Below are 22,001 nucleotides of genomic sequence, written 5' to 3' on the forward strand. Positions count from 1 at the left end.
CGCCGCGTCGTTCCGCGCCGACCCGGTTAACGGGAACTGCCCGGGGCCCCCGAAGCCCCGGGCCCCGAACCCCTTGCGGGGCGCGGGCCGCGCTGCTGCTGCCGGGGGTTCAGACGGGTGCCCCGCCGGTCCGCTCCGGCAGCACCAGCGGCACCCCCGTGCGCGGATGGGCCAGCACCTCGACGGGGTGGCCGTACACCTCGCTGAGCAGCGGTGCGCGCAGCACCTCGGCCACCGGGCCGTCGGCGACCGTGGTGCCGCCCGTCAGCAGCACCACCCGGTCCGCGTAGGCCGCCGCCAGGGACAGGTCGTGGAGCACCACGACCACGCCGTCCTCGGCGGCCGCGCGCTTCCGCGCGACCCGCAGCACCAGCTCCTGGTGGCGCAGGTCGAGGGCCGCGGTGGGCTCGTCCAGGAGCAGCAGCGGGGTGCGCTGGGCGAGCACCCGGGCCAGCGCGACCCGGGCCCGCTCGCCGCCGGACAGGGCGGTGAAGGGGCGCCCGGCGAAGGCCGTGGACTCGGTGGCGGCCATCGCCTCGGCGACCACCGCCTCGTCCTCGGCGGCGGCCGCCGTCCCGGCCCAGGGCGCGCGGCCCATCCGGACCACCTCGTCGGCCGGGAAGGGGAAGGAGAGTGCGGCGGACTGCGGCAACAGCGCGCGGTGCAGGGCGAGTTCGGCCGTGCCGTAGGCGGACAGCCGGCGGCCGCGCAGGGTGACCCCGCCGCCCTGCGGCGTGACGTCCCCGGCGAGGACGGAGAGCAGGGTGGACTTGCCCGCCCCGTTCGGGCCGAGCAGCGCGACCACCTCGCCGGCGGCGACCCGGACCGAGGCGCCGGTCAGCAGCGGGCGGCCGCCGACGGTCAGCCGGACCGCTTCGGCGGCGAGCAACTCGGAGCCGGGGAGCGGTCGTTCGGGGATCGACCGGGGTCGGTGCAGCCTCGTGCCCAGCCTCATGCCCAGCCTCATGCCCAGCCTCCCTGCTTGGTCCTGGTCCGGCGCAGCAGCCAGAAGAAGAACGGGCTGCCGATCAGCGCGGTGAGCACCCCGAGCGGCAGTTCGGCCGGTTCGGCGAGGGTGCGGGCGGCGAGGTCGGCGGCCACCAGGACCAGCGCCCCGCCGAGTGCCGAGGCGGGCAGCAGGAAGCGGTGACCTGGCCCGGCCAGCATCCGCAGCAGGTGGGGGACGACCAGGCCGACGAAGCCGATGATGCCGCTGACCGCGACGGCCGCGGCGGTGAGCAGCGCGACCACGGTGATCAGGGTGAGCCGCATCCGTTCGACGTCCACCCCGAGGTGGCGGGCAGGGCGTTCGCCGAGCGCCAGCAGGTCGAGCCTGCGGGCGTACAGCGGGGCGACGGCGAGTCCGACGGCGGCGAAGGGCAGGACGGCGAGCACCTTGCCCCAGGTGGCCTGGGCGAGCGAGCCCAGCTGCCAGAAGGTGACCTGGCTGATCGCGGCGGAGTCGGCGGTGAACAGGAAGAGGCCGATCAGCGCCCCGCAGAAGGCGTTCACGGCGACGCCGGTGAGGATCAGGGTGACCACCTCGGTGCGGCCGCCGGCCCGGGCCATCAGGTAGACCGCGAAGACCGTCAACAGCCCACTGGCGAAGGCGAACACGGTGACCGTCCAGCTGCCGAGGGCGTCCAGGCCGAGCACGATGCAGGCCACCGCGCCGACCGCGCCGCCGGAGGAGACGCCGATGACGGCCGGTTCGGCGAGCGGGTTGCCGAACACGCCCTGCATCAGTGCCCCGGCGCAGCCGAGCGAGCCGCCGACCAGCAGGGCGAGCACCACCCGGGGCAGCCGGACGTTCCACAGCACCGATTCGGGCACCCGGTCCAGGGCGTGCCCGCCGAGGCCGAGGCGGTGGGCGGCGGAGGCGAGGACGTCGCCGAGCGGGATGCGGTAGGCGCCGGTGCCGGCCGCGAGCAGGGCGCAGAGCACCAAGGCGGCGGCGAGTGCGGCGGTGATCAGGGTGGTGCGGGACGGAGCGGCGAGAGCCCTCACCCGGCTCTTCTCTCCTGCGGCGGTGGTCACTTGGCGACCGCCGGGTGGAGCTGGGCGGTGATCTCCCGGAGCACCTGGGGGGTGCGGGGGCCGTAGCTGAGCAGCTGGCCGTCCTCGATCGAGACGATCCGGCGGTCCAGTCCGGCCGGGGTCTGGGCGACGCCGGGGAGCCTGAGCAGGCCGTCGACGCCGCCGACCGAGTCGAGCCCCTTGTTCATCACCAGGATCGCGTCGGGCGCGGCCTTGACCAGGGCCTCGCTGGTGAGCGGGGTGAAGTCGCCGGTGAGCCCGGCGGCGGTGCCGGCGTCCTCGCCGCCGACCGCCTCGATCAGCGAGGCCGCGCCGGAGGCCGGTCCGCCGAGCAGGTAGACGGAGGCGCTGCCGCGCAGGTAGAGGAAGGCCACCTTGGGCCGGCCGCCGGTGGCTGGTCCAGCGGCTTTGGCGGCGTTGATCTGCTGCGTGGTCCGCTCCTTCAACTGCGCTCCGGCGTCCGGGACTCCGAGTGCGGCGGCGACGGCGTCGATGCGCGGGCCGACGTCGGCGAGTTGCTTGGCGTCGTCCAGGACGAGCAGCGGGACGCCGGCCGCGCGGATCTGGGCGACCGCCTCGGCGGGGCCGGTGGAGCGGTCGGCGAGGACGACGGTCGGGTGCAGCGACAGCACGCCCTCGGCGGACACGTCATGGGCCTGGGTGATCACCGGCAGGGCGGCGGCCTGCTGGAAGGTGGTGGAGACGTCCCGGGCGACCACCTTGGGGCCGAGCCCGAGGCTGAAGACCAGCTCGGCGAGGCTGCCGTTGAGCGGGATGATCCGCTCCGCGCTGGTGACGGTGACCTGGCGGCCGTCGGCGGAGGCGGTGGTGGCCGGGAGCCGGGGGACGGGCTCGACGGGCAGTGGCTCGACCGCGTCGGGGGAGCGGGCGGTGGTGGCCGTCGCGGGGCCGGTGGGGGAGCCGCAGGCGGTGAGGGGGAGCAACAGGCCGAGGAGCAGCAGCAGGAGGGCTGGCCCGCGGGCCACCTGGGGTCGGATCGTACTGCTGCTCAACGTGCTTCCCTTCGTGGGGTGTTGCCGCCCGCTCCGGTCGGGCGGTGACGGGGCGGCGGGGCTCTTGACTCTCATATTAGGTTAGCCTTACCTAAATCACGCAAGGGGGTCGGCCTCTGCCCGGCCGTCGCCTTGCCGTGCCCTCGTGACCCCCCGCGCCCCTTCGAGGAGTGATCCGCGTGTCCCTGTCCCGCCGGTTCTGCCGGTTTCGCCGCTTGGTCGCCACCCTGGTGGCCGTTCTCGCCGCCCTGTCGGCGGTCGGTCTCGCATCGGCCCCGGCGGTGGCCGCCGAGGGCAAGGTCTCCGGCGGGCGGCTGGACTGGGGGATCAAACAGTCCTTCCTCACTTACGTCACCGGTCCTATCGCCAAGGGCAGTTGGGCGCTCACCGGCGGAGCCGCCACGGTCGGCGGCAGCACCTTCCGGTTCCACTCCGCCAACGGCGTGTACGATCCGGCGACGGGTGCGCTGACCGCGGCCTTCTCCGGCGGCGTCCGCTTCACCGGACACCAGGAGAACGGCGCCAACGCTCTCGGCCTGAGCCTCGGACGGCTCACCTTCCGTGCCGTCCCCGGCGGCGCGGCAGGGCTCTACGCCGACGTCAGCAGCAAGTCCAAGGAGACCGGGCAGGTCAGCACCGCCGGCCAGGCCAAGCTGGCCGACCTCTCGCTGGCCGGCGTCGACCTGCGCGGCGCGGCCGGCACCCTGAACCTCGCCAACGTCCCGGCCACCCTCACCGACGCCGGGGCGAAGGCCTTCGGCAACTTCTACCAGGCCGGGACGGCGCTCGACCCGCTCAGCCTCGCGGTCAACCTGCCCGCTGCACAGCCGACTTCTTCTGCTCCGTCACCCAGTGCCACACCCAGTGCCGTGCCGACCGTTGCGCCCACCGCCCAGGCGCCCGCGAAGACCGGGTTCGGCAACGGCGCCCTCGACTGGGGCGTGCGCCGCACCTTCCGCGACTACGTCACCGGCACGATCGCCCAGGGCCGTTGGGAGCTCGGCGACGGCGCGGCCGACGGCGGCGCCTTCTTCCGCTGGACCCCGGCCAAGGGCAGCTACGACCCCGCGACCGGCGCGCTCACCGCCGGGTTCACCGGCACCGTACGCTTCACCGGCCTGCACAGCGGCGGGAGTTACGGCCTGGACCTCACCCTGGCCAACCCGGGCGTGACCGTCGCCGACGGCCGGGGCCGACTGCTCGCCGACGTCTCCGGACGGACCCCGGACGGCGCCACCCGGCAGCTGACCGGCGTGGAGCTGGCGACCTTCGACGCCGCCGGCCTCCAGCCGGAGGGCGGCCTGCTGAAGGCCGTCGAGCTACCGCTGAAGCTCGCCGACGGCGGCGCCGAGGCCTTCGGCGGCCTCTACCCGGCCGGTACCGAGATGGACCCGTTGAGCTTCGCCGTCGCCCTAGACCCGGCCGCCGCCCTGCCCCCGCTGCCCGACCTCGGCAGCGCCCCGGCGGCCCCGGTCACCTCGGCGGCCCCGGTGACTCCGGCCGCCGCCCCGGTCGCGTCCGCCGGGAGTTCCTCCTCGGGCGGCTTCCCGGTGGCCGCCGTGGCCGGCGGCGCGGTGCTGGTACCCGTGCTCGCCGTGAGCGGCGGGCTGCTGGTACGGCGCCGCCGCGCGGCCGCCGCCCCGGGCCCCGACCACACGGCCTGACCCCTTCCCCCCTCCCGTCATTCCCCCCATCCTCCGAACGGAGCACCACCATGTCCCCCAACCGCAATCGCACCCGGCTCGCCGCCCTCGCTGCCGCCACCGCCGGCCTCGGCCTGACCGCGCTCGGCGCCCCCGCCCTGGCCTTCGCCGGCGGTGCCCCGGGCAGCGTCACGTACGACACCGGCGCGCTGGACTGGGGCGTGAAGGCCAGCTTCCGCAGCTACATCGAGGGCCAGGCCTCCCAGGGCGCGGCGGTCGAGCTGACCGGCGGCGCGACCCGCAACGCCGACGGCACCTTCCGCTTCGGACTGGCGAAGGCCACGTACGACCTGGGCACCCACGCGCTCAGCTCGACCTTCACCGGCGGGGTGCACTTCACCGCCCATCACGGTGCGCTGGACGTCGCGCTCAGCGACCTGAGGATCACCACCTCGGGCACCACCGGGACGCTCACCGCCGACACCGCCTCCAAGGAGTCGGTGGGCGCCACCGAGATCACCCGGCGGGACGACGTGCCGCTGGTGACCTTCGCCGTCGGGCGGGACACCACCACCGGGGTGCCGACCGCGGCGAAGCTCACCGAGCAGGGCGCCAGGGCCTTCGCGGGCTTCTACCAGGCCGGGGCGGACATGGACCCGCTGTCGCTGCTGCTCAAGCAGAGCCCGGCGACGCCCAGCCCGACGGCCAGCCCGACGGTCACGCCGACCGGCACGGCCTCGCCGACGGCTACCGCCACCGCGACTGCCTCACGGTCAGCGACCGCCACCGCCACCGCCACCGCTTCGGCGACCGCGACAGGGACCGCGACCGGGAGCGCCACCGCGACACCCCTGCCGACCGGCACCCCCGGCGCCGCCCCCGACCGGCTGCCCGTGCTGAACGGCACCTTGAACTGGACGGTCAAGGAGAGCTTCCGCAAGTACCTCGAATCCCCGATGGCCGCCGGCAAGGTGGAGTTCGGCGGCGGTGCGGCCGACTACCGCTTCGGCGGCGGCACCGGCACCTACAACACCGCCGACCACACGCTGAGCGCCGCCTTCGCCGGCTCGGTGCGCTTCCTCGGCCACCCGGGCAAGGACGGCTGGGCGCTCGACACCACGCTCTCCAAGCCGGGCCTGGTCATCGACAAGGACGGCGCCTTCCTCACCGCCGACGTCAACGGCAAGTCCCCGGACGGCAAGGCGACCGCGCTGAGCGGCGCGCGGATCGCCAGGCTCGACGTACCGGCCTCCGCCCTCAAGCCGGTCAACGGCGTCGTCACCCTCGCCGGCGTCCCGGCCACGCTCACCGCCGAGGGCGTCCCGGTGTTCTCCAACTACCCGGCGGGTACGGCCCTGGACCCGGTGAGCGCCACCCTGGCCTTCGACAAGGACGCCAAGCTGCCGACCACCGGAACCTCCGGTACGGGCGGCGGCGCCAACCCGGCTGCGGGCGGCCAGGGTTCGGGCAGTGGTACGGCCGGCGGGACGGCCGGCGGCCCCTCGCTCACCACCGCCGGACTGACCGGCACGGACACCGGTTCGCTCGCCGCCACCGGCGCGGACACCCCGGTGGGCCCGTTGCTGGCCACCGCGGCCGGTCTGCTGCTGGTCGGCGGCAGCGCCACCCTCCTGGTGCGCAACCGCCGCAGCGGCGCGCAGGTCTGACCCGGGCGGTGAGAAGCGCCCCGGCCCCCGCGGACAATCGTCGGCGGGGGCCGGGGCGTCGGGGTGGGTTGCCTGGATGAACGCCGGTGCAACGTTTCCTCGTTGGACCCACCGACGCGCACGATCGTTCGTAGCATGACCGGTGACCGACGACGGAAGGGCTCTCATGAACCGCAGGATCGTGACCTGGCTCGGCGCCCCCGCACTGGGCGTGGGGCTGCTGCTCGGCGCGGCTCCGGCACACGCCGGTACCGGGGTGCAGGTCGACGGCGCGACGGTCTCCGGCGCCGCCTCGACGACGGTGAACGTCACCGTCGAGTACTCCTGCGACGCCGGTGGCTTCGTCAGGTCGGCCACCGTGGTCGCCGAGGACCGGCGCTCCGGCGCCCTCGGTACCGCCCGGTTGACCCCGAGCTGCACGGGCGCGACCGTGACGGCCGTCGTCCCGGTCGCGACCCTGAATGGTAATGGCTACGTCGCGGGCGACCCGGTGTCCGTCCGGGCCTCGCTGCTCGACGGGGACGACACCGAGGTGCTCGGGGTCATCTCCCAACTCACCGTCGGCAACCGGTAGGAGAGCCCGCGGAACGACAGCCGGCCCCCGCGAGCGGTTGCTCGCGGGGGCCGACCTGTCCACAGCAGGACCGCTCAGGCGCTCTGCGGGTAGCGTCCGTCCAGGTCGTGGAAGACGGCCCCGTTGAGCACGAAGGCCCGCTTGCACTCCTCGACCACCCGGCGCCGTTCCACCTCGTCCATCGCCGCGCCCGCCGCGTCCAGCTTGGCGCGGTAGTCGCGCTTGAAGGCGGCCGGGTTGGTGACCTCCTCGAAGACGTAGAACCGCACGCCGTCGCCCTTGCGCTCGAAGCCCCAGGCCTTCTCGGCCAGGCCCCGGATGATCTGGCCGCCCGAGAGGTCGCCCAGGTAGCGGGTGTAGTGGTGGGCGAGGTAGCCGGCCGGCCATTCGGCGGCCAGCTCCTCGATCCGCGCCACGTACGCGGCGGTGGCGGGCAGCGGCGCGAGCCCGGCCCGCCAGTCGGGCCCGCGCAGGTGCGCCAGGTCGCGTTCGATGGCGGCGGTGCGCAGCAGTGCCGGGTCGATGAACGGGCCCGCCAGCGGGTGCTCCGCGAGCTGCTCGGCCCGCTCCTCCAGCGCCCGGTAGACGTACCAGAGCTGGCTGGTGAGATCGGCGTAGGCCTCGATCCCGAGCTGTCCGCCCAGCAGGCGGCTCATGAACGAGGAGTGCTCCGCGGCCTGGTGCTCCTCGCTGCTGGCGGTGCGGAGCACGGTGGAGAAGGGGACGTGCTCGGGCGTGGGCATGCGGCCTCCAGGGATCGGATGCGGCCGGGTCGGAATGACCCCGACAGTTTTGGTTAGCCTAACCTAAGTTCATATGTTTCCGACACTCTGTCGGTAAACGTAGCGGACCGGTCCCGGAAGCGACACCCGTAAACGGGCCGGGTGGCGGCGACCTCCCCGGAAGGGGACGCGCCGTGGTGCGGCGGGCGGATCGTGGTGACGTAGGGTGATAGGCGGTCAACAGGGGGGAGTCGAGAGCCGGTCGGCGGCAGGCCCCGCGCGGACCCGCCCTCGAACCCCCGTTCCACCACGTCCCCGCCCTTGGCCGTGGCGGGCGCCCCGGGGCGCCCGCAGACAGGAGAGTTGAGTTGTCGTCCGACAGCACGCAGTGCACGCAGTGGGTCCAGGACCGTCCGTCCACGTCCCGTACCCCCAGAGCGGACCTGCTGCTCGACGGCCGCTCGCTCACCGTCAAGGAGACCGCCGCGGCGGCCCGTCGGCCGACGGGCTGGCGGGTGGCCCTGGCAGACGGCGCGGTCCACCGGATGAAGCGGTCGGTGGACCTCAAGAACGCGATCGTCGACTCCGGGCAGCGGGTGTACGGCGTCACCTCCGGCTTCGGCGACAGCAACACCCGGCAGATCTCCCCACGCAAGGTCGAGGCGCTCCAGGCGAACCTGATCCGCGGCTTCAACTGCGGCCTGGGCCCGGCGGCTTCACCCGAGGTGGTGCGGGCGACGGTGATCGCCCGGGCGAACTGCCTGGCGCGCGGCAACTCCGGCATCCGCCCCGAGGTCGTCCAACTGCTGCTGGACTGCCTGGAGCAGGACGTCCTGCCGGTCGTGCCGGAGCGCGGCTCGGTGGGCGCCAGCGGTGACCTCGTCCCGCTCAGCTACCTCGGGGCGATGCTCACCGGGCACGGCACGGTGCTCCACCGGGGCCGGGCGCGGTCAGCCGAGGAGGCACTCGCGGAGGAGGGCCTGGAGCCGGTGGTGCTCGCCTCCAAGGAGGGGCTGGCACTGGTCAACGGCACCTCCTTCATGGCCGGCTTCGCCGTCCTGGCGCTGCACGACGCGACCGAACTGGCCTTCGCCGCCGACCTGTGCACGGCACTCGCCTCCCAGGTCCTCAACGGCAATCCGCGCCACTTCGACCCGTTCGTCTTCGACCACAAGCCGCACCCGGGCACCGCCGACTCCGCCCGGACGGTGCGCCGGCTGCTCGGACGGCTCGGCGACGGCCCGTACGCGGCCGACGAGGACGCCGGCCGGGCCGACCCGATGCCCGACGGGACGGGCTACCGCCGGCTCGCCGAGGCCGTCCAGGACCGGTACTCGATCCGCTGCGCACCGCACGTCAACGGCGTCCTGCGGGACACCCTGGCGTTCGCCACCGACTGGACGCACGTCGAGATCAACTCCTCCAACGACAACCCGCTGTTCGACACCGACGCGGGCGTGGTCGTCAACGGCGGCAACTTCTACGGCGGGCACATCGGCCAGGCGATGGACTCGCTCAAGACCGCCGCCGCCAGCGTGGGCGACCTGCTGGAGCGGCAGTTGCAGCTGGTGGTGGACGAGAAGTACAACAACGGCCTCACCGCGAACCTCATCCCGCGCTTCCCGGACGACAGTTGGGAGGCCGGTCTGCACCACGGCTTCAAGTCCCTGCAGTTGGCGGCCTCCTCGCTGGTCGCCGAGGCGCTCAAGCTGACCATGCCCGCGACCTCCTTCTCGCGCTCCACCGAGGCGCACAACCAGGACAAGGTCAGCATGGGCACCATCGCCGCCCGGGACGCCCGGACGGTCGTCGAGCTGGTGCGCGAGGTCGCGGCGATCCACCTGCTCGCCCTGTGCCAGGCCGCCGACCTGCGCGGCCCCGAGCGACTCAGCGGGCCGACGGCGGCCGTGCACGCGGCGGTGCGCGCGGTGTCGCCGGTGATGGACGGGGACCGGGGGATGGAGCGGGACATCGCGCTGGTGGCCGAACTGATCGGCGCCGGACGGCTGCGGGAGGCGGCGGCCGCGACCTGAGCGGCCGCGGTTTGAGTGGTCGCGGTTTGAGTGGTCGCGCGCGGGCCCGGGAGTCCGGGCCCGCACGAGCGTGAAGGCCCCGGCCAGTGCTGATCCGCGCCTACTCCGGCTCGCCCCTGACCCCTCGGATCAGCTTCGCGAACTCGTGGAACCCCCCGTTCTCCAGTACCGCGCGCCGGTAGTGGCGGGCCTCGCGACGGAACCGGTGGGGGTGGAAGCAGAGCAGGCTGAAGAGCCAGACGTGGGCCGACTTCTGACGCTCCGTCAACTCCTTCCACTCGCGTCCGCACGCCGCCTCCAGTGCTTCGATGCAGGCGGCCAGGGCGCGGAGCTCGTTCCCGTCCCACGCCTCGCGCAGCCACACCTGGTAGTTCGCGTCGGCCTGCGCGGCATCCTCTTCCGAGTGCGTGCCGGCGAGGATCCGGCGGACGATCGAGCTCTGCTGTTCTATCGTCTCCGTCATGGCGCAATGATCGCGGCCTCATTCGGATGCGGCAATGGACTGCACACATTTCGAGCCCGTACCGGAGAAGATCCGTGTCCTGCGGACCGGCCCGGGCAGGCCCCGCAGGAAGTCCGACAGCCCGGCCGCCGACAAGGCCTACGCGGTGGGCTTGGCGAAGTGCTCGATCACGGCGACGTAGCTGTCGGCGGCGTGTCCGCGCGCGGCCACCGCCTCCATGACGGCCGTCAGGTGCCGGGGCAGGGCCGGGTTGAGGCCGCGCCGCTCGCTCTCGTCCAGCAGGTGGCCGGCGGCCGCCAGGTGGGTGCGCAGCGCCGAGTCCTCGGCCGGGTAGTCGCCCTCGTCGACCTGCCGGGCGTAGCGGTTCAGGAAGGCGCCCATGCTGCCGAACAGCAACTCGGCGGTCGGGGCGAAGTCCGTCGCGCCGATCCCGGCGGTGCGCAGCAGTGCCGCCGCGTGCAGGAAGCCGTTGAGGCCGGACCACAGGACGGCCAGCAGCGCGACGTCGTGCAGCGAGGCGAGCCCGGTGCCGTCGCCGAGGTAGACGGGGCAGCCGCCGAGCGCGGCCAGCGTCGGTTCGTGGGCGCGGAAGGCGGCCTCGGGGCCGCTGTAGAGCACGGTGGTCTCGTCGAGCCCGATGGCGTCGGGGGTGGCCAGCAGGGCGCCGTCGAGGCTCTGGGCGCCGTACCGGGCCGCCGCCTCGGCGACGGCGGCGGCGTCTGCGGTGGTGCCGGAGGTGACGTCGACGATGACCCGGCCGGTCAGGGCGTCCCCGGCGGCGTCGAGCACTTCGCGGACGGCACGGTGGTCGCTGAGGCAGAGCACGACCAGCGGCGCGGCCGCCACCGCCTCCGCGGGCGTCGCGGCGCGGTGCGCACCCCGGGCGGCCGGGCCGTCGGCGCGGGCGGCGGTACGGTTCCAGACGGTGGTGCGGTGCCCGGCGGCCAGGAAGGCGTCGGCGAGCGCCGTGCCCATCAGGCCGAGGCCGAGAACCGCGACGGGGGCTGGGTGGTCGTCGTTCGTCATGGGATCTCCTTCTGGCGGTCCGGCAGGGTGACGAGTGCGGGGCGGCGGCGGGGTGCGTTCAGGGCGCGCACCAGCGGCTCCTCGACGAGGACGTGCAGCAGCCAGGCCGCCGCCAGCGACCCGCCGACGAGGACGGCCGTGTACAGCAGCGGCCGGAGCCCGTCGGCCGTGCCGTACGGGTCGAGCAGCGCGTCGCCGTGCTCGATCACCAGGTAGTGCGACAGGTACAGGGTGAGCGAGAGGGCGCCCAGCCGCTCGGCCACCGGGTGGGCGAGCCGGGACGGCCGGCTCAGTCGGTCGGCGTTGGCGGCGCCCGCGATCAGCGCGGCCAGCGGCAGCACGGTGATCGCGGCGATGCCGAACAGCAGCGGGGAGCGCTGGTCGAGCGGGTAGAGCAGGGCGAAGGCGACGGCGCCGTGCCAGGTCCGGACGCCGTCCAGCCGCCCCTCCCGGACCAGCCGGGCCAGCACCACGCCGAGCAGGAACTCCGGCATCCGCGCCGGTGGGAAGGCGTAGCAGAGCCACATTTGGCGCAGCGTCACGCCGAGCCCGAAGGGCGGCCCGTTGAGCCACGCCCGGGCCGCCGTGGCCAGGAGCGGGATCAGCGCGATGGCCGTGACGGCCGCTGCCGCCCAGGCCCAGAGGCGTTCGGGGCGGATCGAGACCGCCCGCCGGGCGATGACGGGGAACAGCAGGTAGAAGACGAGGTCGGAGCAGAGCGACCAGGACACCCCGTTCACCCCGGGGTTCAGCAGGTCGAAGCTGGGGGGCCAGGTCTGGACGAGCAGCGCGTTGGGCAGCCAGGCCCGCAGCGGCACGGCCTGCCCGGCGGCGGCCAGCAGCAGCGCGCCGATCAGCAGGGTCACCAGGTGGGTGGGCAGAATGCGGGCCACCCGGCGGCGCCAGAACACCGGGACGGGCTGCTCCGGCCGCCAGGCCCAGGTCAGCAGGAAGCCGCTGAGCAGGAAGAAGAACGTCACCGCGGCGAACCCGAGCCGGAGCAGGGTGGCGCTCTCGCCGTGCCCGTGGGTCCAGATCAGGCTGGCGTGCTGGGCGACGACGGCCGCGGCCGCGATGAAGCGCAGGCCGGTGAGCGAGGGCAGCCGGGACGACCTGCCGAGTGCCAAGAGCGTTCCCGAGGTGTCGGAGCGGGTGGGGGGAAAGCCTGGTGATCGTATCCGAATCTGCCTATTTCCTCGGCACTTTGACTGGCCGTCGGGAACGCCGGGACGATTGACTGCTCTGCATACTTTCCTGGTGAAAATGTTGACGGCGGGTCAGATCTGATAGAGATCAGCTACCCGGCTAAGGTGCGTGCGCGATTGTCCGACGTCGCGCCGCCCCCCGCCCGCCCCGCCCAGGACCGGAGACCCACGTGGCCGACAATGACACCCTGCGCCAGTACTTGAAGCGCGTGGTCGCCGACGCCGTCGACACCCGGGAACGCCTGCGCGCCCTGGAGGAACGGCAGTCCGAGCCGATCGCGGTCATCGGCACCGCCTGCCGCTACCCCGGGGGAGCCGACACCCCGGAACGCCTCTGGCAGCTGGTCGCCGACGGGGTCGACGCCGTCTCCGGATTCCCGTCGAACAGGGGCTGGCCGCTCGACTCGCTGTTCCACCCCGATCCCGACACCGTCGGCACCAGTTATGTCGAACACGGCGGATTCCTGGACGAGGCGGACCGGTTCGACGCCGAATTCTTCGGCATGTCACCCCGGGAAGCCCTCGGCACCGACCCCCAGCAGCGCATCCTGCTGGAAATCGCCTGGGAGGCGTGCGAACGCGCCGGAATCCCGCCCGAAAAGCTCCGCGGCAGCCGCACTGGCGTGTTCGCCGGGGTGATGTACAACGACTACGGCAGCCGGCCGCAGCTACCCCGCGAAGACTTCGAGGGCTACCTGTTCAGCGGCAGCGCCCCCGGCATCCTCTCCGGCCGACTCGCCTACGCCTTCGGGCTTGAGGGCCCCGCCGTCAGCGTCGACACCGCCTGCTCCTCCTCCCTGGTCGCCCTCCACCTGGCCTGCACGGCGCTGCGCCGCGGCGAGTGCGACCTCGCCCTGGCCGGCGGCGTGACGGTGATGTCCACCCCTGCGGCCTTCCTCGGGTTCTCGCGCCAGCGCGCCCTCGCCCCGGACGGCCGCTGCAAGGCCTTCTCGGCGGCCGCCGACGGCGTCGGCTGGGGCGAGGGCGCCGGGCTGCTGATGCTCGCCCGGCTGTCCGACGCGCGCCGGGACGGCCGACGGGTGCTCGCGCTGGTGCGCGGCTCGGCCGTCAACCAGGACGGCGCCTCCAACGGGCTCACCGCGCCCAACGGGCCCGCCCAGGAACGGGTGATCCGCGCCGCCCTGGCGGACGCCCGGCTCACCACGGAGGACGTCGACGCGGTCGAGGCCCACGGCACCGGGACGGCGCTCGGCGACCCGATCGAGGCCCGGGCACTGCTGCGCACCTACGGACAGCGGTCGGCGGAACGGCCGCTGTGGCTGGGCTCGCTGAAGTCCAACCTCGGCCACGCCCAGGCCGCCGCCGGGGTGGGCGGGGTGATCAAGACGGTGGAGGCGCTGCGGCGTGGCCGACTGCCCGCCACCCTGCACGCCGAGCAGCCCTCGCCGCACGTGGACTGGGCGTCGGGCGCGGTCGCCCTGCTCACCGAGCCCCGCGACTGGCCGCGGGGCGACCGGCCGCGCCGGGCGGCGGTCTCCTCCTTCGGGCTCGGGGGGACGAACGCGCACGTGATCCTGGAGGAGGCGCCGCCCGAGGAGGCCGAAGAGCCCACGGCCGAACTGCCGGTGGTGCCCTGGGTGTTCTCGGCGCGCTCCGTCCGGGCCCTGGCGGAACGGGCGCGTGACCTGCTGGCGCTGGTCGGCGGTTCGGGCGCCGACCCGGACCATCGGGACATCGCCCGGGCGCTGGCCACCACTCGGGCGGCACTGCCGTACCGGGCGGCGGTGGTCGGCCGTACCGCTGCTGAACTGATTGAAGCGCTGGCGGAGTTGGCTGGATCGGTCACGGTGGACGGGGTTCAGCGGGTGGACGGGGAGGTCCGCCCGGTCGTGCTGTGCCCGGACGGGGACGGGCTCCCGCCCGGGGCGGTGGGCCAACTCCGTGCAGCCTTCCCGGTGTTCGCCGCGGCGTACCGGGAACTGGTCGCGGCGCCCAGGGTGTCGGGTGGCTTCGCTGCGCAGGTGGCGCTCCACCGGCTGTACGCGGCTTGGGGGTTGAGTCCTTCAGGGCTGCTCGGCCGGGGCAGTGGCGAGGTGGTGGCCGCTCATCTCGCCGGGGTGCTCTCGGAGTCCGACGCGGTGGTCCTGCTCGAGGCCCGCGAGCGGCTGCTCCGGCAGTGCGGTGGGCCGGCGGCCCGGGCGGAGTTCCGGCGGGAGCTGGCGGGGCTGGCCTTCGCGGCGCCGACCGTGCCCCTGCTGTCGGCCGGGAGCGGTCGGGAGGAGCCGGCCGAGCGGTGGGTGGACCCGGAGGCCTGGGCCGAACGGTCCCTGGCCGAGGGCGAGTTGCCGCCGGAGGGGCTGGTGCTGGCATTGGAGGTCGCGCCCGGTGAGGAGGCGCCGTGCGCCGTCGTCCGGGAGCTGGCCCGGCTCCACGTGGCCGGGGCCGCCGTCGACTGGTCCGCCTTCTTCGCCGGGAGCGGCACCCGGCACGTGGACCTGCCGACCTACCCGTTCCAACGCGAGCGCTACTGGCTGGAACCGACCGCACCCGCTGGGGCCGCCGGGGACGAGCCCGCGTCGCCGCCCGCCCGCTCGGCGGACGAGGGCGCGCTCGCCCGGAGTCTGGTCGACCTCCCCGCCGCGGAGCGGCGCGCCCACCTGCTCGACGCGGTCCGCGCGGAGGCGGCCGAGGTGCTGCGGATCGCCGACCCCGCAACCATCGAAGTGTCGCGTCCCTTCCGGGAGTTCGGATTCGACTCGCTCACCGCCGTCCAGCTGCGCAACCGGCTGGCCGCCCTGGCCGGGATCGAGCTGCCGGTCACCGTGCTGTTCAACCACCCCACCCCCGAGGCCGTCGCCGACCTCCTGCTCGACCGGGTGGCGGCCGCGGACCGAGCCCCGGAGCGAGCCCCGGAGCGAGCCCCGGACCGGCCGGACGCGCTCGGCGAAGTCGACCGACTGGAGCGGGCGTTGGCGGAGCTGCCGGCCGGCGGCCCGGAGGTCCTCGCGGTCACCGAACGCCTGCGGGAACTCCTCGACCGCTTCGGGCGGTTGGAGACCGCCACCAAGGACGAGCTGTTCGACCTCATCGACCACGAGCTCGGCCGGGCCCGCACCTGACGGCACCCCCGCACCCGACGGAACGGCCGCACCCGACGGAACGGCCGCACCCGACGGCACGCCCGCACCTGACGGCACGCCCGTCCCAGCGCACGCCCGCCCGGCCGTACGCCCGCCGAGAGAGGAAGCCAAGCATGTCGGACGAGGAGAAGCTCGTCGACTACCTGCGGTGGGTCACCGCCGACCTGCGCGACGCGCGCCGGAGGATCGCCGAACTCGAGTCCGCCCAGGGCGATTCGGCACCGGACGACCCGATCGCGATCGTCGGCATGGCCTGCCGCTTCCCCGGCGGCGTCGGCTCGCCCGAGGACCTGTGGCGGCTCGTCCTGGACGGCCGGGACGCCGTCACGCCCTTCCCCACCGACCGGGGCTGGGACCTGGACGCCCTCTACGACCCCGACCCCGAGGCCCCCGGCACCTCCTACGCCCGCGAGGGCGGCTTCGTGGACACCGCCACCCGCTTCGACGCCGGGTTCTTCGGCATCTCCCCGCGCGAGGCCACCGCCATGGACCCGCAGCAGCGACTCCTGCTGGAGACCGCCTGGGAGCTGTTCGAGCACGCGGGCATCGACCCGACGGCGCTGCGCGGCACGGACGTCGGGGTGTTCGCAGGCGCCACCGAGCAGTCCTACCTCGGCCCGGACACCCCGGCCGAGTACGAGGGCTACCTGCTGACCGGACGGCTGGGCAGCGTCGTCTCCGGCCGGATCGCGTACACCTTCGGCTTCCAGGGCCCGGCCGTCACCGTGGACACCGCCTGCTCCTCCTCCCTGGTGGCGCTGCACCTGGCCGCCCGCTCCCTGCGCGGCGGCGAGTCGTCGCTCGCCCTGGCGGGCGGCGTGACGGTGCTCGCCTCGCCGCTCGGCTTCGTCGACTTCGCCCGGCAGCGCGGCCTGGCACCGGACGGCCGCTGCAAGTCCTTCGCCGCGGCGGCCGACGGCACCGGCTGGGCCGAGGGCGCCGGGCTCGTGCTGCTGGAGCGGCTCGCCGACGCCCGCCGCCACGGACACCGGGTGCTCGCGCTGCTGCGCGGCACGGCCGTCAACCAGGACGGCGCCTCCAACGGGCTGACCGCGCCCAACGGCACGGCCCAGGAACGGGTGATCCGCCGCGCCCTGGCCGACGCCGGGCTCACCCCGGCCGAGGTCGACGCGGTCGAGGGCCACGGCACCGGCACCCGGCTCGGCGACCCGATCGAGGCGCAGGCCCTCCAGGCCGTCTACGGCGCGGACCGCCCGGCCGGACGGCCGCTGCTGCTGGGCTCGGTCAAGTCCAACCTCGGGCACGCGACGGCCGCCGCCGGGATCGGCGGGGTGATCAAGACGGTGCAGGCGCTTCGCCACGGCGTGCTGCCCGCCACCCTCCACGTGGACGCGCCGACGCCGCTGGTCGACTGGCGCGCGGGCGGGGTCGAGCTGCTCACCGAGCAGCGGCCCTGGCCGCGGACCGACCGCCCGCGCCGGGCCGGCGTCTCCGGGTTCGGGGTGAGCGGGACCAACGCCCACGTGGTGCTGGAACAGGCGCCGCCCGTCGAACCGGAGCCCGAGCCCGTCCCGCTGCCCGCCCTGCCCTGGCTGCTCTCCGCCGCCACACGGACCGCTCTGCGCGCCCAGGCCGCCCGGCTGCTGGAGCACCTGGAGCAGCACCCCGAGGCCGCACCCCACGAGGTCGCCGAGGCCCTGGCCGCTCGGGCCGCGCTCAAGCACCGGGCGGCCGCGGTGGGCACCGACGGGGACGAGCTGCTGCGCCGCCTGCGGGCGCTCGCCGCAGAGGCGCCCGGGGAGCCTGGGGAGCCCGTACGGCCGGGCCGGCTCGCCTTCCTGTTCCCCGGGCACGGGTCGCAGCGCCCGGAGCAGGGGCGTGACCTGTACCGGGTGTTCCCGGCCTTCGCGTCGGCCTTCGACGAGGTCTGCGCCCAGCTGGACCCGCACCTGTCGGCCCCGCTCGGCGCGGTGCTGTCCGGCGGGGGAGAGCTGGACCGCTTCGGCTACGCCCAGGCGGCGGTGTTCGCCTTCGAGGTCGCGCTGTTCCGGCTGCTGGAGTCCTTCGGAGTGCGGCCCGACGTCGTCGCCGGGCACTCGGTGGGCGAACTGGCCGCCGCCCATGTCGCCGGAGTGCTGTCGCTGCCGGACGCGGCGACCGTCCTGGCCGTCCGGGGCCGGCTGGTCGAGGCCCTGCCCGCCGACGCGGCGGTGGTGGCCCTGGAGGCCTCCGAGGCCGAGGCGGTCGAACTGCTGGAGCAGCACGGCGGCCGGGTGTCACTGGCGGCGGTCAACGGCCCCGCCTCGGTGGTGGTCTCCGGCGACGCCGAGGCAGTGGGCGCCGTGGCTGCCGAGATCGGGCAGCGCGGCCGCCGGGTACGCCGCCTGACGATCAGCCGGGCCGTGCACTCGGCCGGGCTGGACCCGCTGCTCGCGGAGTTCCGGCGCGCCGTGGCGGGCGTCCGGCTGGCCGCGCCGACGCTGCCCCTGGTGTCCACGGTGACCGGGCGCCTCGCCACCGCCGAGGAGCTGCGCTCCCCGGACCACTGGACCGCGAACCTGCGCCGGCCGGTGCGCTTCCTCGACGCCGTCCGCACCCTGGCGGCCCAGGGCGTGGGCACCGCCCTGGAGGTGGGGGCCGACGCGGTGCTGTCACCGCTGGTGACTGCCTGCCTCGACGACGGCGAGCGGCGGATCACGGCGCTGCCGGGCGTACGGGCGGCGGGTGCCGCCGAGGTGCCCGGGCTGATCGGCGCGCTGGCCGAACTCTGGACGGCCGGGGTGCCGGTCGACTGGCGCGCGGTCCTCGGCCCGCCCCGGCGGACGGGGGCGGTCGAGCTGCCGACGTACCCGTTCGAGCGGGAGCGGTACTGGCTGACGCCCTCGCACGGCGCGGGGCGGGGGGCCGCCGGGCGGGGGCTCGGGCACCCGCTGCTGACCGGCGTCACGGAGCTGGCCGGGCGCGGGGAGCTGGTGTTCGGCGGACGGCTGACCGGCGGGTCGTCGGCCGAGCTGGTGGAGCTGGCGCTGCGCGCGGGGGAGGAGGCCGGGTGCGCGGTGCTGGACGAACTGGTCGTCCGCTGCCTGCCGGTGCCGTCCGAACTAGGAAGGCTGGAGGCGCAGTTGGTGCTCGCACCGGCCGACGGGAGCGGGCGGCGGGCGTTCACCGTCCACACCCGGGCGGGGGAGAGCGGTGCCTGGGCGCCGGTCGCCTCGGGCGCGCTCAGCCGGGGCGGCGCGCGGCCGGTCGCCGACGCCGGGGCGTGGCCGCCGCCGGGGGCAGAGGCCGTACCCGCGGAGGCCGTACCCGGGGACGTCGACGGGGTGACGGCGCTGTGGCAGCGCGACGGGGAACTGTTCGCCGAGCTGGCGCTCGCCGACGCCACCGGGGCGGAGGACTGGGGACTGCCCCCGGAGCTGCTGGACACGGCGACGCGGTGCCTCGGCCCCGGGCTCGCCGTCGAGTGGCGCGCCGTCCGGCTGTACGCGGCGGGCGCCACCCGCCTCCGGGCCCGGATCACGCCCGGACCGGAGGGCGCGGCGCTACGGCTGACGGACCCGGCGGGCCGGCCGGTCGCCACCGTCGGAGCCGTGGTCCTGCGGCCGACCGCCGGGCGGGAACGGGCGGCCGAGGCGGAGCGGATCCGCGCCCAGGACGGGCTGTTCCACCTGGACTGGGCGCCGCTCACCCCGCCGCCCTCGGCGCCGCCGCTGCGCTGGGCGGTGCTCACGGACGGTCCCGGGCCGGCGCCGCGTCAGGCCCACCGGATCGCGCGGGTCGAGGAGGTGCTCAGCGCGATCGGCGGGTACGACGCGGTGCTCGCCCCGCTGACACCGAACACGGACCCCGACGTCCCGGCGCGGGCCCATGAACTGGCGCTAAGGGCCCTGGAGTTGGCCCGGTGCTGGCTGGCGGACCAGCGCTCTGCCGGGGTGCCCCTGGTGGTGGCGACCCGGGGTGCCGTGGCCGGGACGACCGACCCGGCGGCGGCCACGGTGTGGGGCCTGCTGCGCTCGGCGCAGTCCGAGGCCCCCGACCGGATCGTCCTGGTCGACCTCGACGAGGACCCGGCCTCCGCCGCCGCCCTCCCCGCGCTCCTCGCCTCCGGCGAGCCCCAGGCGGCGATCCGGGCCGGGCGGCTGCTGGTCCCGCGGCTTGCGCGGGCCGGCGAAGCCGAGCGTGCGCTCGCCACCCCCGCGTCCCCCTGGCCCACCCACGGCACCGTGCTGCTCACCGGCGGGACCGGCGCCCTCGGCGCGCTGTTCGCCCGGCACCTGGTGCGCGGCCACGGCGTGACCGACCTGCTGCTCACCGGCCGACGCGGACCGGCGGCCCCCGGAGCGGCCGCCCTGGTGGCCGAACTGGCCGCCCTCGGCGCCCGGGCCACCGTGGCGGCCTGCGACGTCGCCGACCGGACCGCGCTCGCCGAACTGCTCGCCGCCGTCCCCGCCGACCGGCCGCTGACCGCCGTCCTGCACGCGGCCGGGGTGCTGGACGACGGCCTGCTCGCCGACCTGAGCCCCGAACGGCTGGCGGCGGTGCTGCGCCCCAAGGCGGACGCGGCCTGGCACCTGCACGAGCTGACCCTCCCGTACCGGCCGTCCGCCTTCGTGCTGTTCTCCTCGGTCGCCGGGATCGTCGGCGGCCCGGGCCAGGCCAACTACGCCGCCGCCAACACCTTCCTGGACGCCCTCGCCGAGCACCGGGCCGCCCTCGGCCTGCCCGCGACCTCGATCGCCTGGGGCCTGTGGCAGGGTGAGGGCGGCATGGCCGGGCACCTCGGCGAGGCCGACCTGCGGCGGATCGCCCGCAGCGGGCTGCGCCCGGTCACTGCGGCCGACGGCCCGGCCCTGCTGGACGCGGCGCTGGCCGGGCCGCGGGCCGCCGTGCTCGCCGCCCCGCTGGACCTGGCCGCGCTGCGGCGGCGGCCCGCGGAGCTCCCGACGGTGTTCACCGGCCTCGCGCCGCTGCCGCCCCGGCCCCGCGCCGGCACGGCGGAGGACGCGGCGGAGCCGTTCGCCCGCACGATCGGCGCGCTGCCGCCGGAGCGGCGCCGCACGGAGGCCGTCGAGCTGGTCCGCCGGGAGGCCGGCCGGGTGCTCGGGCACCCCGACGCGGCCGCCGTCGGCGCCGAGGACGCCTTCCCCGCGCTGGGCTTCGACTCGCTCGCCGCCGTCCAACTGCGCAACCGGCTGGACGCGTTGACCGGGCTGCGGCTCGCGCCCGGGGCGGTGTTCGCTCACCCGACCCCGGCCGCGCTGGCGGACCACCTGCTGGCGGCGCTCGCGCCGCCGGACACACCCGCCGAGAGCGGAGCGCCGGCCGGGGACTTCGCCGCCGACGTCCGCCTCGACGAGGACGTCCGCCCGGCCGCCGAGTGCGTCGCGGACGCCGTCGAGCCCCGGGAGGTCCTGCTGACCGGCGCGACCGGCTTCCTCGGCGCCTTCCTGCTGCGCGACCTGATGCGCTCCACCAAGGCGACCGTGCACTGCCTGGTGCGCGCCGCCGACCCGGCCGCGGCCGCCGAGCGGCTGCGCGAGCGCCTGCGCTGGTACCGGGTGTGGGACGAGATCGAACCGGACCGCCTCGCGGTCGTGGTCGGCGACCTCGCCCAGCCCCGACTCGGCCTGACCGAGCTGGAGTTCGACCGGCTCGCCCGGCTCGTCGACGTGGTCCACCACGCCGGCGCCGTCGTCAACTGGCTGCGCCCGTACGCCGAACTCCGGGCCGCCAACGTGGACGGCACCCGGGAGGTGCTGCGGCTGGCCGCCCGGCACCGCACGGTGCCGGTGCACCACGTCTCCTCCACCGCCGTGTTCGCCGCGGAGTGCGCGGAGCCCGGCCCGCGCGCCGTGTCGGCCCCCACCGGCCCGCCGCAGGCGCTGGCCAACGGCTACGCCCAGAGCAAGTGGGTGGCCGAACAGGTGGTGGGGATCGCGCGGGAGCGCGGGCTGCCGGTGACGGTGTACCGGGTCGACGTGGTCTGCGGCGACCAGGTCCACGGGGCCTGCCAGACCAGGGACTTCTTCTGGCTGAGCCTCAAGGGCCTGGTCCAGGCCGGGGCCGTCCCGGCCGGGCTCGCGGCCGCGGGCGCCGTCCACCTGGCCCCCGTCGACTACATCAGCGCGGCCGTCACCACCCTGGCCGGGCAGCGCGGGAACGCCGGCCGGACCTTCCACCTGCAGAACACCAGCACCGAGGGGTACGGTGAACTGACCGACTATCTGAGGGAGTTGGGGTACTCGCTGCCGGAGGTGGAGCTGGCGCACTGGCGGCGCACGGTGCGTGCCGACCCGGGCAACGCGCTCACCCCGCTGCTCGACCCGTTCGAGCGGATCGCCGGCCACGAGGCCGTCCACCCGCTGATGGACGTGTCCGCCGCCGAAGCGGCGCTCGCCGGCACCGGGATCCACTGCCCGCCGATCGACCTGCCGCTGTTCCGGCGGTACGTGGACTTCTTCGTCCGGACCGGCTGGCTGCCGCCGCCGCCCCCGGCCTCGCCCCCGCCTGCGCAGGACCCCGGCGTCGGCCCGCCCGTACCCACCGCCTGACCGCG

The 22,001-nt window shown here is 75.4% G+C and carries 13 protein-coding genes; 6 read left to right on the forward strand and 7 right to left on the reverse strand.

Going from position 1 to position 22,001, the window contains the following annotated elements:
• Positions 1 to 109 precede the first annotated feature (109 nt).
• The 3 genes from ACFVXG_RS28280 to ACFVXG_RS28290 are packed head-to-tail and all read right to left on the reverse strand — an operon-like array spanning position 110 to position 3,125.
• Positions 110 to 967: a heme ABC transporter ATP-binding protein gene (locus ACFVXG_RS28280; RefSeq protein ID WP_387931259.1), complete on the reverse strand. Its 858-nt coding sequence runs from the start codon at positions 965 to 967 to the stop codon at positions 110 to 112.
• Entirely contained in the window at positions 964 to 2,007 is a 1,044-nt protein-coding gene (locus ACFVXG_RS28285) for a FecCD family ABC transporter permease (protein WP_387931260.1), read from the reverse strand. The genes ACFVXG_RS28280 and ACFVXG_RS28285 overlap by 4 nt, the downstream gene beginning before the upstream one ends.
• Before the next feature lie 26 nt (positions 2,008 to 2,033).
• Positions 2,034 to 3,125, reverse strand: coding sequence for a hemin ABC transporter substrate-binding protein (locus ACFVXG_RS28290; protein WP_387931261.1), 1,092 nt, complete (start codon positions 3,123 to 3,125; stop codon positions 2,034 to 2,036).
• A 104-nt stretch (positions 3,126 to 3,229) separates the two neighbouring features.
• On the opposite strand from ACFVXG_RS28290, the gene ACFVXG_RS28295 reads away from it, so the two are divergent.
• The 3 genes from ACFVXG_RS28295 to ACFVXG_RS28305 all read left to right on the forward strand — a co-directional run bounded on the left by ACFVXG_RS28295 (position 3,230) and on the right by ACFVXG_RS28305 (position 6,934).
• Complete coding sequence (locus ACFVXG_RS28295) at positions 3,230 to 4,714, forward strand: HtaA domain-containing protein (RefSeq protein ID WP_387931262.1); 1,485 nt, start codon at positions 3,230 to 3,232, stop codon at positions 4,712 to 4,714.
• A 50-nt stretch (positions 4,715 to 4,764) separates the two neighbouring features.
• Positions 4,765 to 6,360 (forward strand): HtaA domain-containing protein, encoded by a 1,596-nt coding sequence (locus tag ACFVXG_RS28300; RefSeq protein ID WP_387931263.1) that lies wholly within the window; start codon positions 4,765 to 4,767, stop codon positions 6,358 to 6,360.
• 166 nt (positions 6,361 to 6,526) lie between these two features.
• Entirely contained in the window at positions 6,527 to 6,934 is a 408-nt protein-coding gene (locus ACFVXG_RS28305) for a hypothetical protein (protein ID WP_387931264.1), read from the forward strand.
• 74 nt (positions 6,935 to 7,008) lie between these two features.
• On the opposite strand, the gene ACFVXG_RS28310 is transcribed toward ACFVXG_RS28305, so the two are convergent.
• Positions 7,009 to 7,677: a heme oxygenase (biliverdin-producing) gene (locus tag ACFVXG_RS28310; RefSeq protein ID WP_387931265.1), complete on the reverse strand. Its 669-nt coding sequence runs from the start codon at positions 7,675 to 7,677 to the stop codon at positions 7,009 to 7,011.
• 347 nt (positions 7,678 to 8,024) lie between these two features.
• Between ACFVXG_RS28310 and hutH the strand changes: the two genes are divergently transcribed.
• Positions 8,025 to 9,689, forward strand: a complete 1,665-nt coding sequence (gene hutH / locus ACFVXG_RS28315; protein WP_387931266.1) for a histidine ammonia-lyase — start codon at positions 8,025 to 8,027, stop codon at positions 9,687 to 9,689.
• Positions 9,690 to 9,789: 100 nt separating this feature from the next.
• Here hutH and ACFVXG_RS28320 read toward each other — a convergent pair whose 3' ends face one another.
• From ACFVXG_RS28320 to ACFVXG_RS28330, 3 genes are all read right to left on the reverse strand, one after another.
• The gene (locus ACFVXG_RS28320) at positions 9,790 to 10,152 is read right to left on the reverse strand and encodes a hypothetical protein (protein ID WP_387931267.1); all 363 of its coding nucleotides are present in this window, start codon (positions 10,150 to 10,152) and stop codon (positions 9,790 to 9,792) included.
• Positions 10,153 to 10,290: 138 nt separating this feature from the next.
• On the reverse strand, positions 10,291 to 11,178 hold the full coding sequence (locus ACFVXG_RS28325) for an NAD(P)-dependent oxidoreductase (RefSeq protein ID WP_387931268.1): 888 nt from the start codon (positions 11,176 to 11,178) through the stop codon (positions 10,291 to 10,293).
• The gene (locus ACFVXG_RS28330; protein WP_387931269.1) at positions 11,175 to 12,305 is read right to left on the reverse strand and encodes an acyltransferase family protein; all 1,131 of its coding nucleotides are present in this window, start codon (positions 12,303 to 12,305) and stop codon (positions 11,175 to 11,177) included. The genes ACFVXG_RS28325 and ACFVXG_RS28330 overlap by 4 nt, the downstream gene beginning before the upstream one ends.
• 248 nt (positions 12,306 to 12,553) lie before the next feature.
• On the opposite strand from ACFVXG_RS28330, the gene ACFVXG_RS28335 reads away from it, so the two are divergent.
• Complete coding sequence (locus ACFVXG_RS28335; protein ID WP_387931270.1) at positions 12,554 to 15,463, forward strand: type I polyketide synthase; 2,910 nt, start codon at positions 12,554 to 12,556, stop codon at positions 15,461 to 15,463.
• Between the two features lie 134 nt (positions 15,464 to 15,597).
• Positions 15,598 to 21,996 (forward strand): type I polyketide synthase, encoded by a 6,399-nt coding sequence (locus ACFVXG_RS28340; RefSeq protein WP_387931271.1) that lies wholly within the window; start codon positions 15,598 to 15,600, stop codon positions 21,994 to 21,996.
• Positions 21,997 to 22,001: the final 5 nt, after the last annotated feature.

It is taken from the genome of Kitasatospora sp. NPDC058162, from assembly GCF_042884005.1.
GTDB lineage: Bacteria > Actinomycetota > Actinomycetes > Streptomycetales > Streptomycetaceae > Kitasatospora.

Excerpts from the sequence above, each read along its gene's own strand:
- ACFVXG_RS28280 (WP_387931259.1), bottom strand. The coding sequence starts at position 967 with ATGAGGCTGGGCATGAGGCTGGGCACGAGGCTGCACCGACCCCGGTCG.
- ACFVXG_RS28290 (WP_387931261.1), bottom strand. The coding sequence starts at position 3,125 with ATGAGAGTCAAGAGCCCCGCCGCCCCGTCACCGCCCGACCGGAGCGGG.
- ACFVXG_RS28300 (WP_387931263.1), top strand. The coding sequence starts at position 4,765 with ATGTCCCCCAACCGCAATCGCACCCGGCTCGCCGCCCTCGCTGCCGCC.
- ACFVXG_RS28305 (WP_387931264.1), top strand. The coding sequence starts at position 6,527 with ATGAACCGCAGGATCGTGACCTGGCTCGGCGCCCCCGCACTGGGCGTG.
- ACFVXG_RS28310 (WP_387931265.1), bottom strand. The coding sequence starts at position 7,677 with ATGCCCACGCCCGAGCACGTCCCCTTCTCCACCGTGCTCCGCACCGCC.
- ACFVXG_RS28320 (WP_387931267.1), bottom strand. The coding sequence starts at position 10,152 with ATGACGGAGACGATAGAACAGCAGAGCTCGATCGTCCGCCGGATCCTC.
- ACFVXG_RS28325 (WP_387931268.1), bottom strand. The coding sequence starts at position 11,178 with ATGACGAACGACGACCACCCAGCCCCCGTCGCGGTTCTCGGCCTCGGC.
- ACFVXG_RS28340 (WP_387931271.1), top strand. The coding sequence starts at position 15,598 with ATGTCGGACGAGGAGAAGCTCGTCGACTACCTGCGGTGGGTCACCGCC.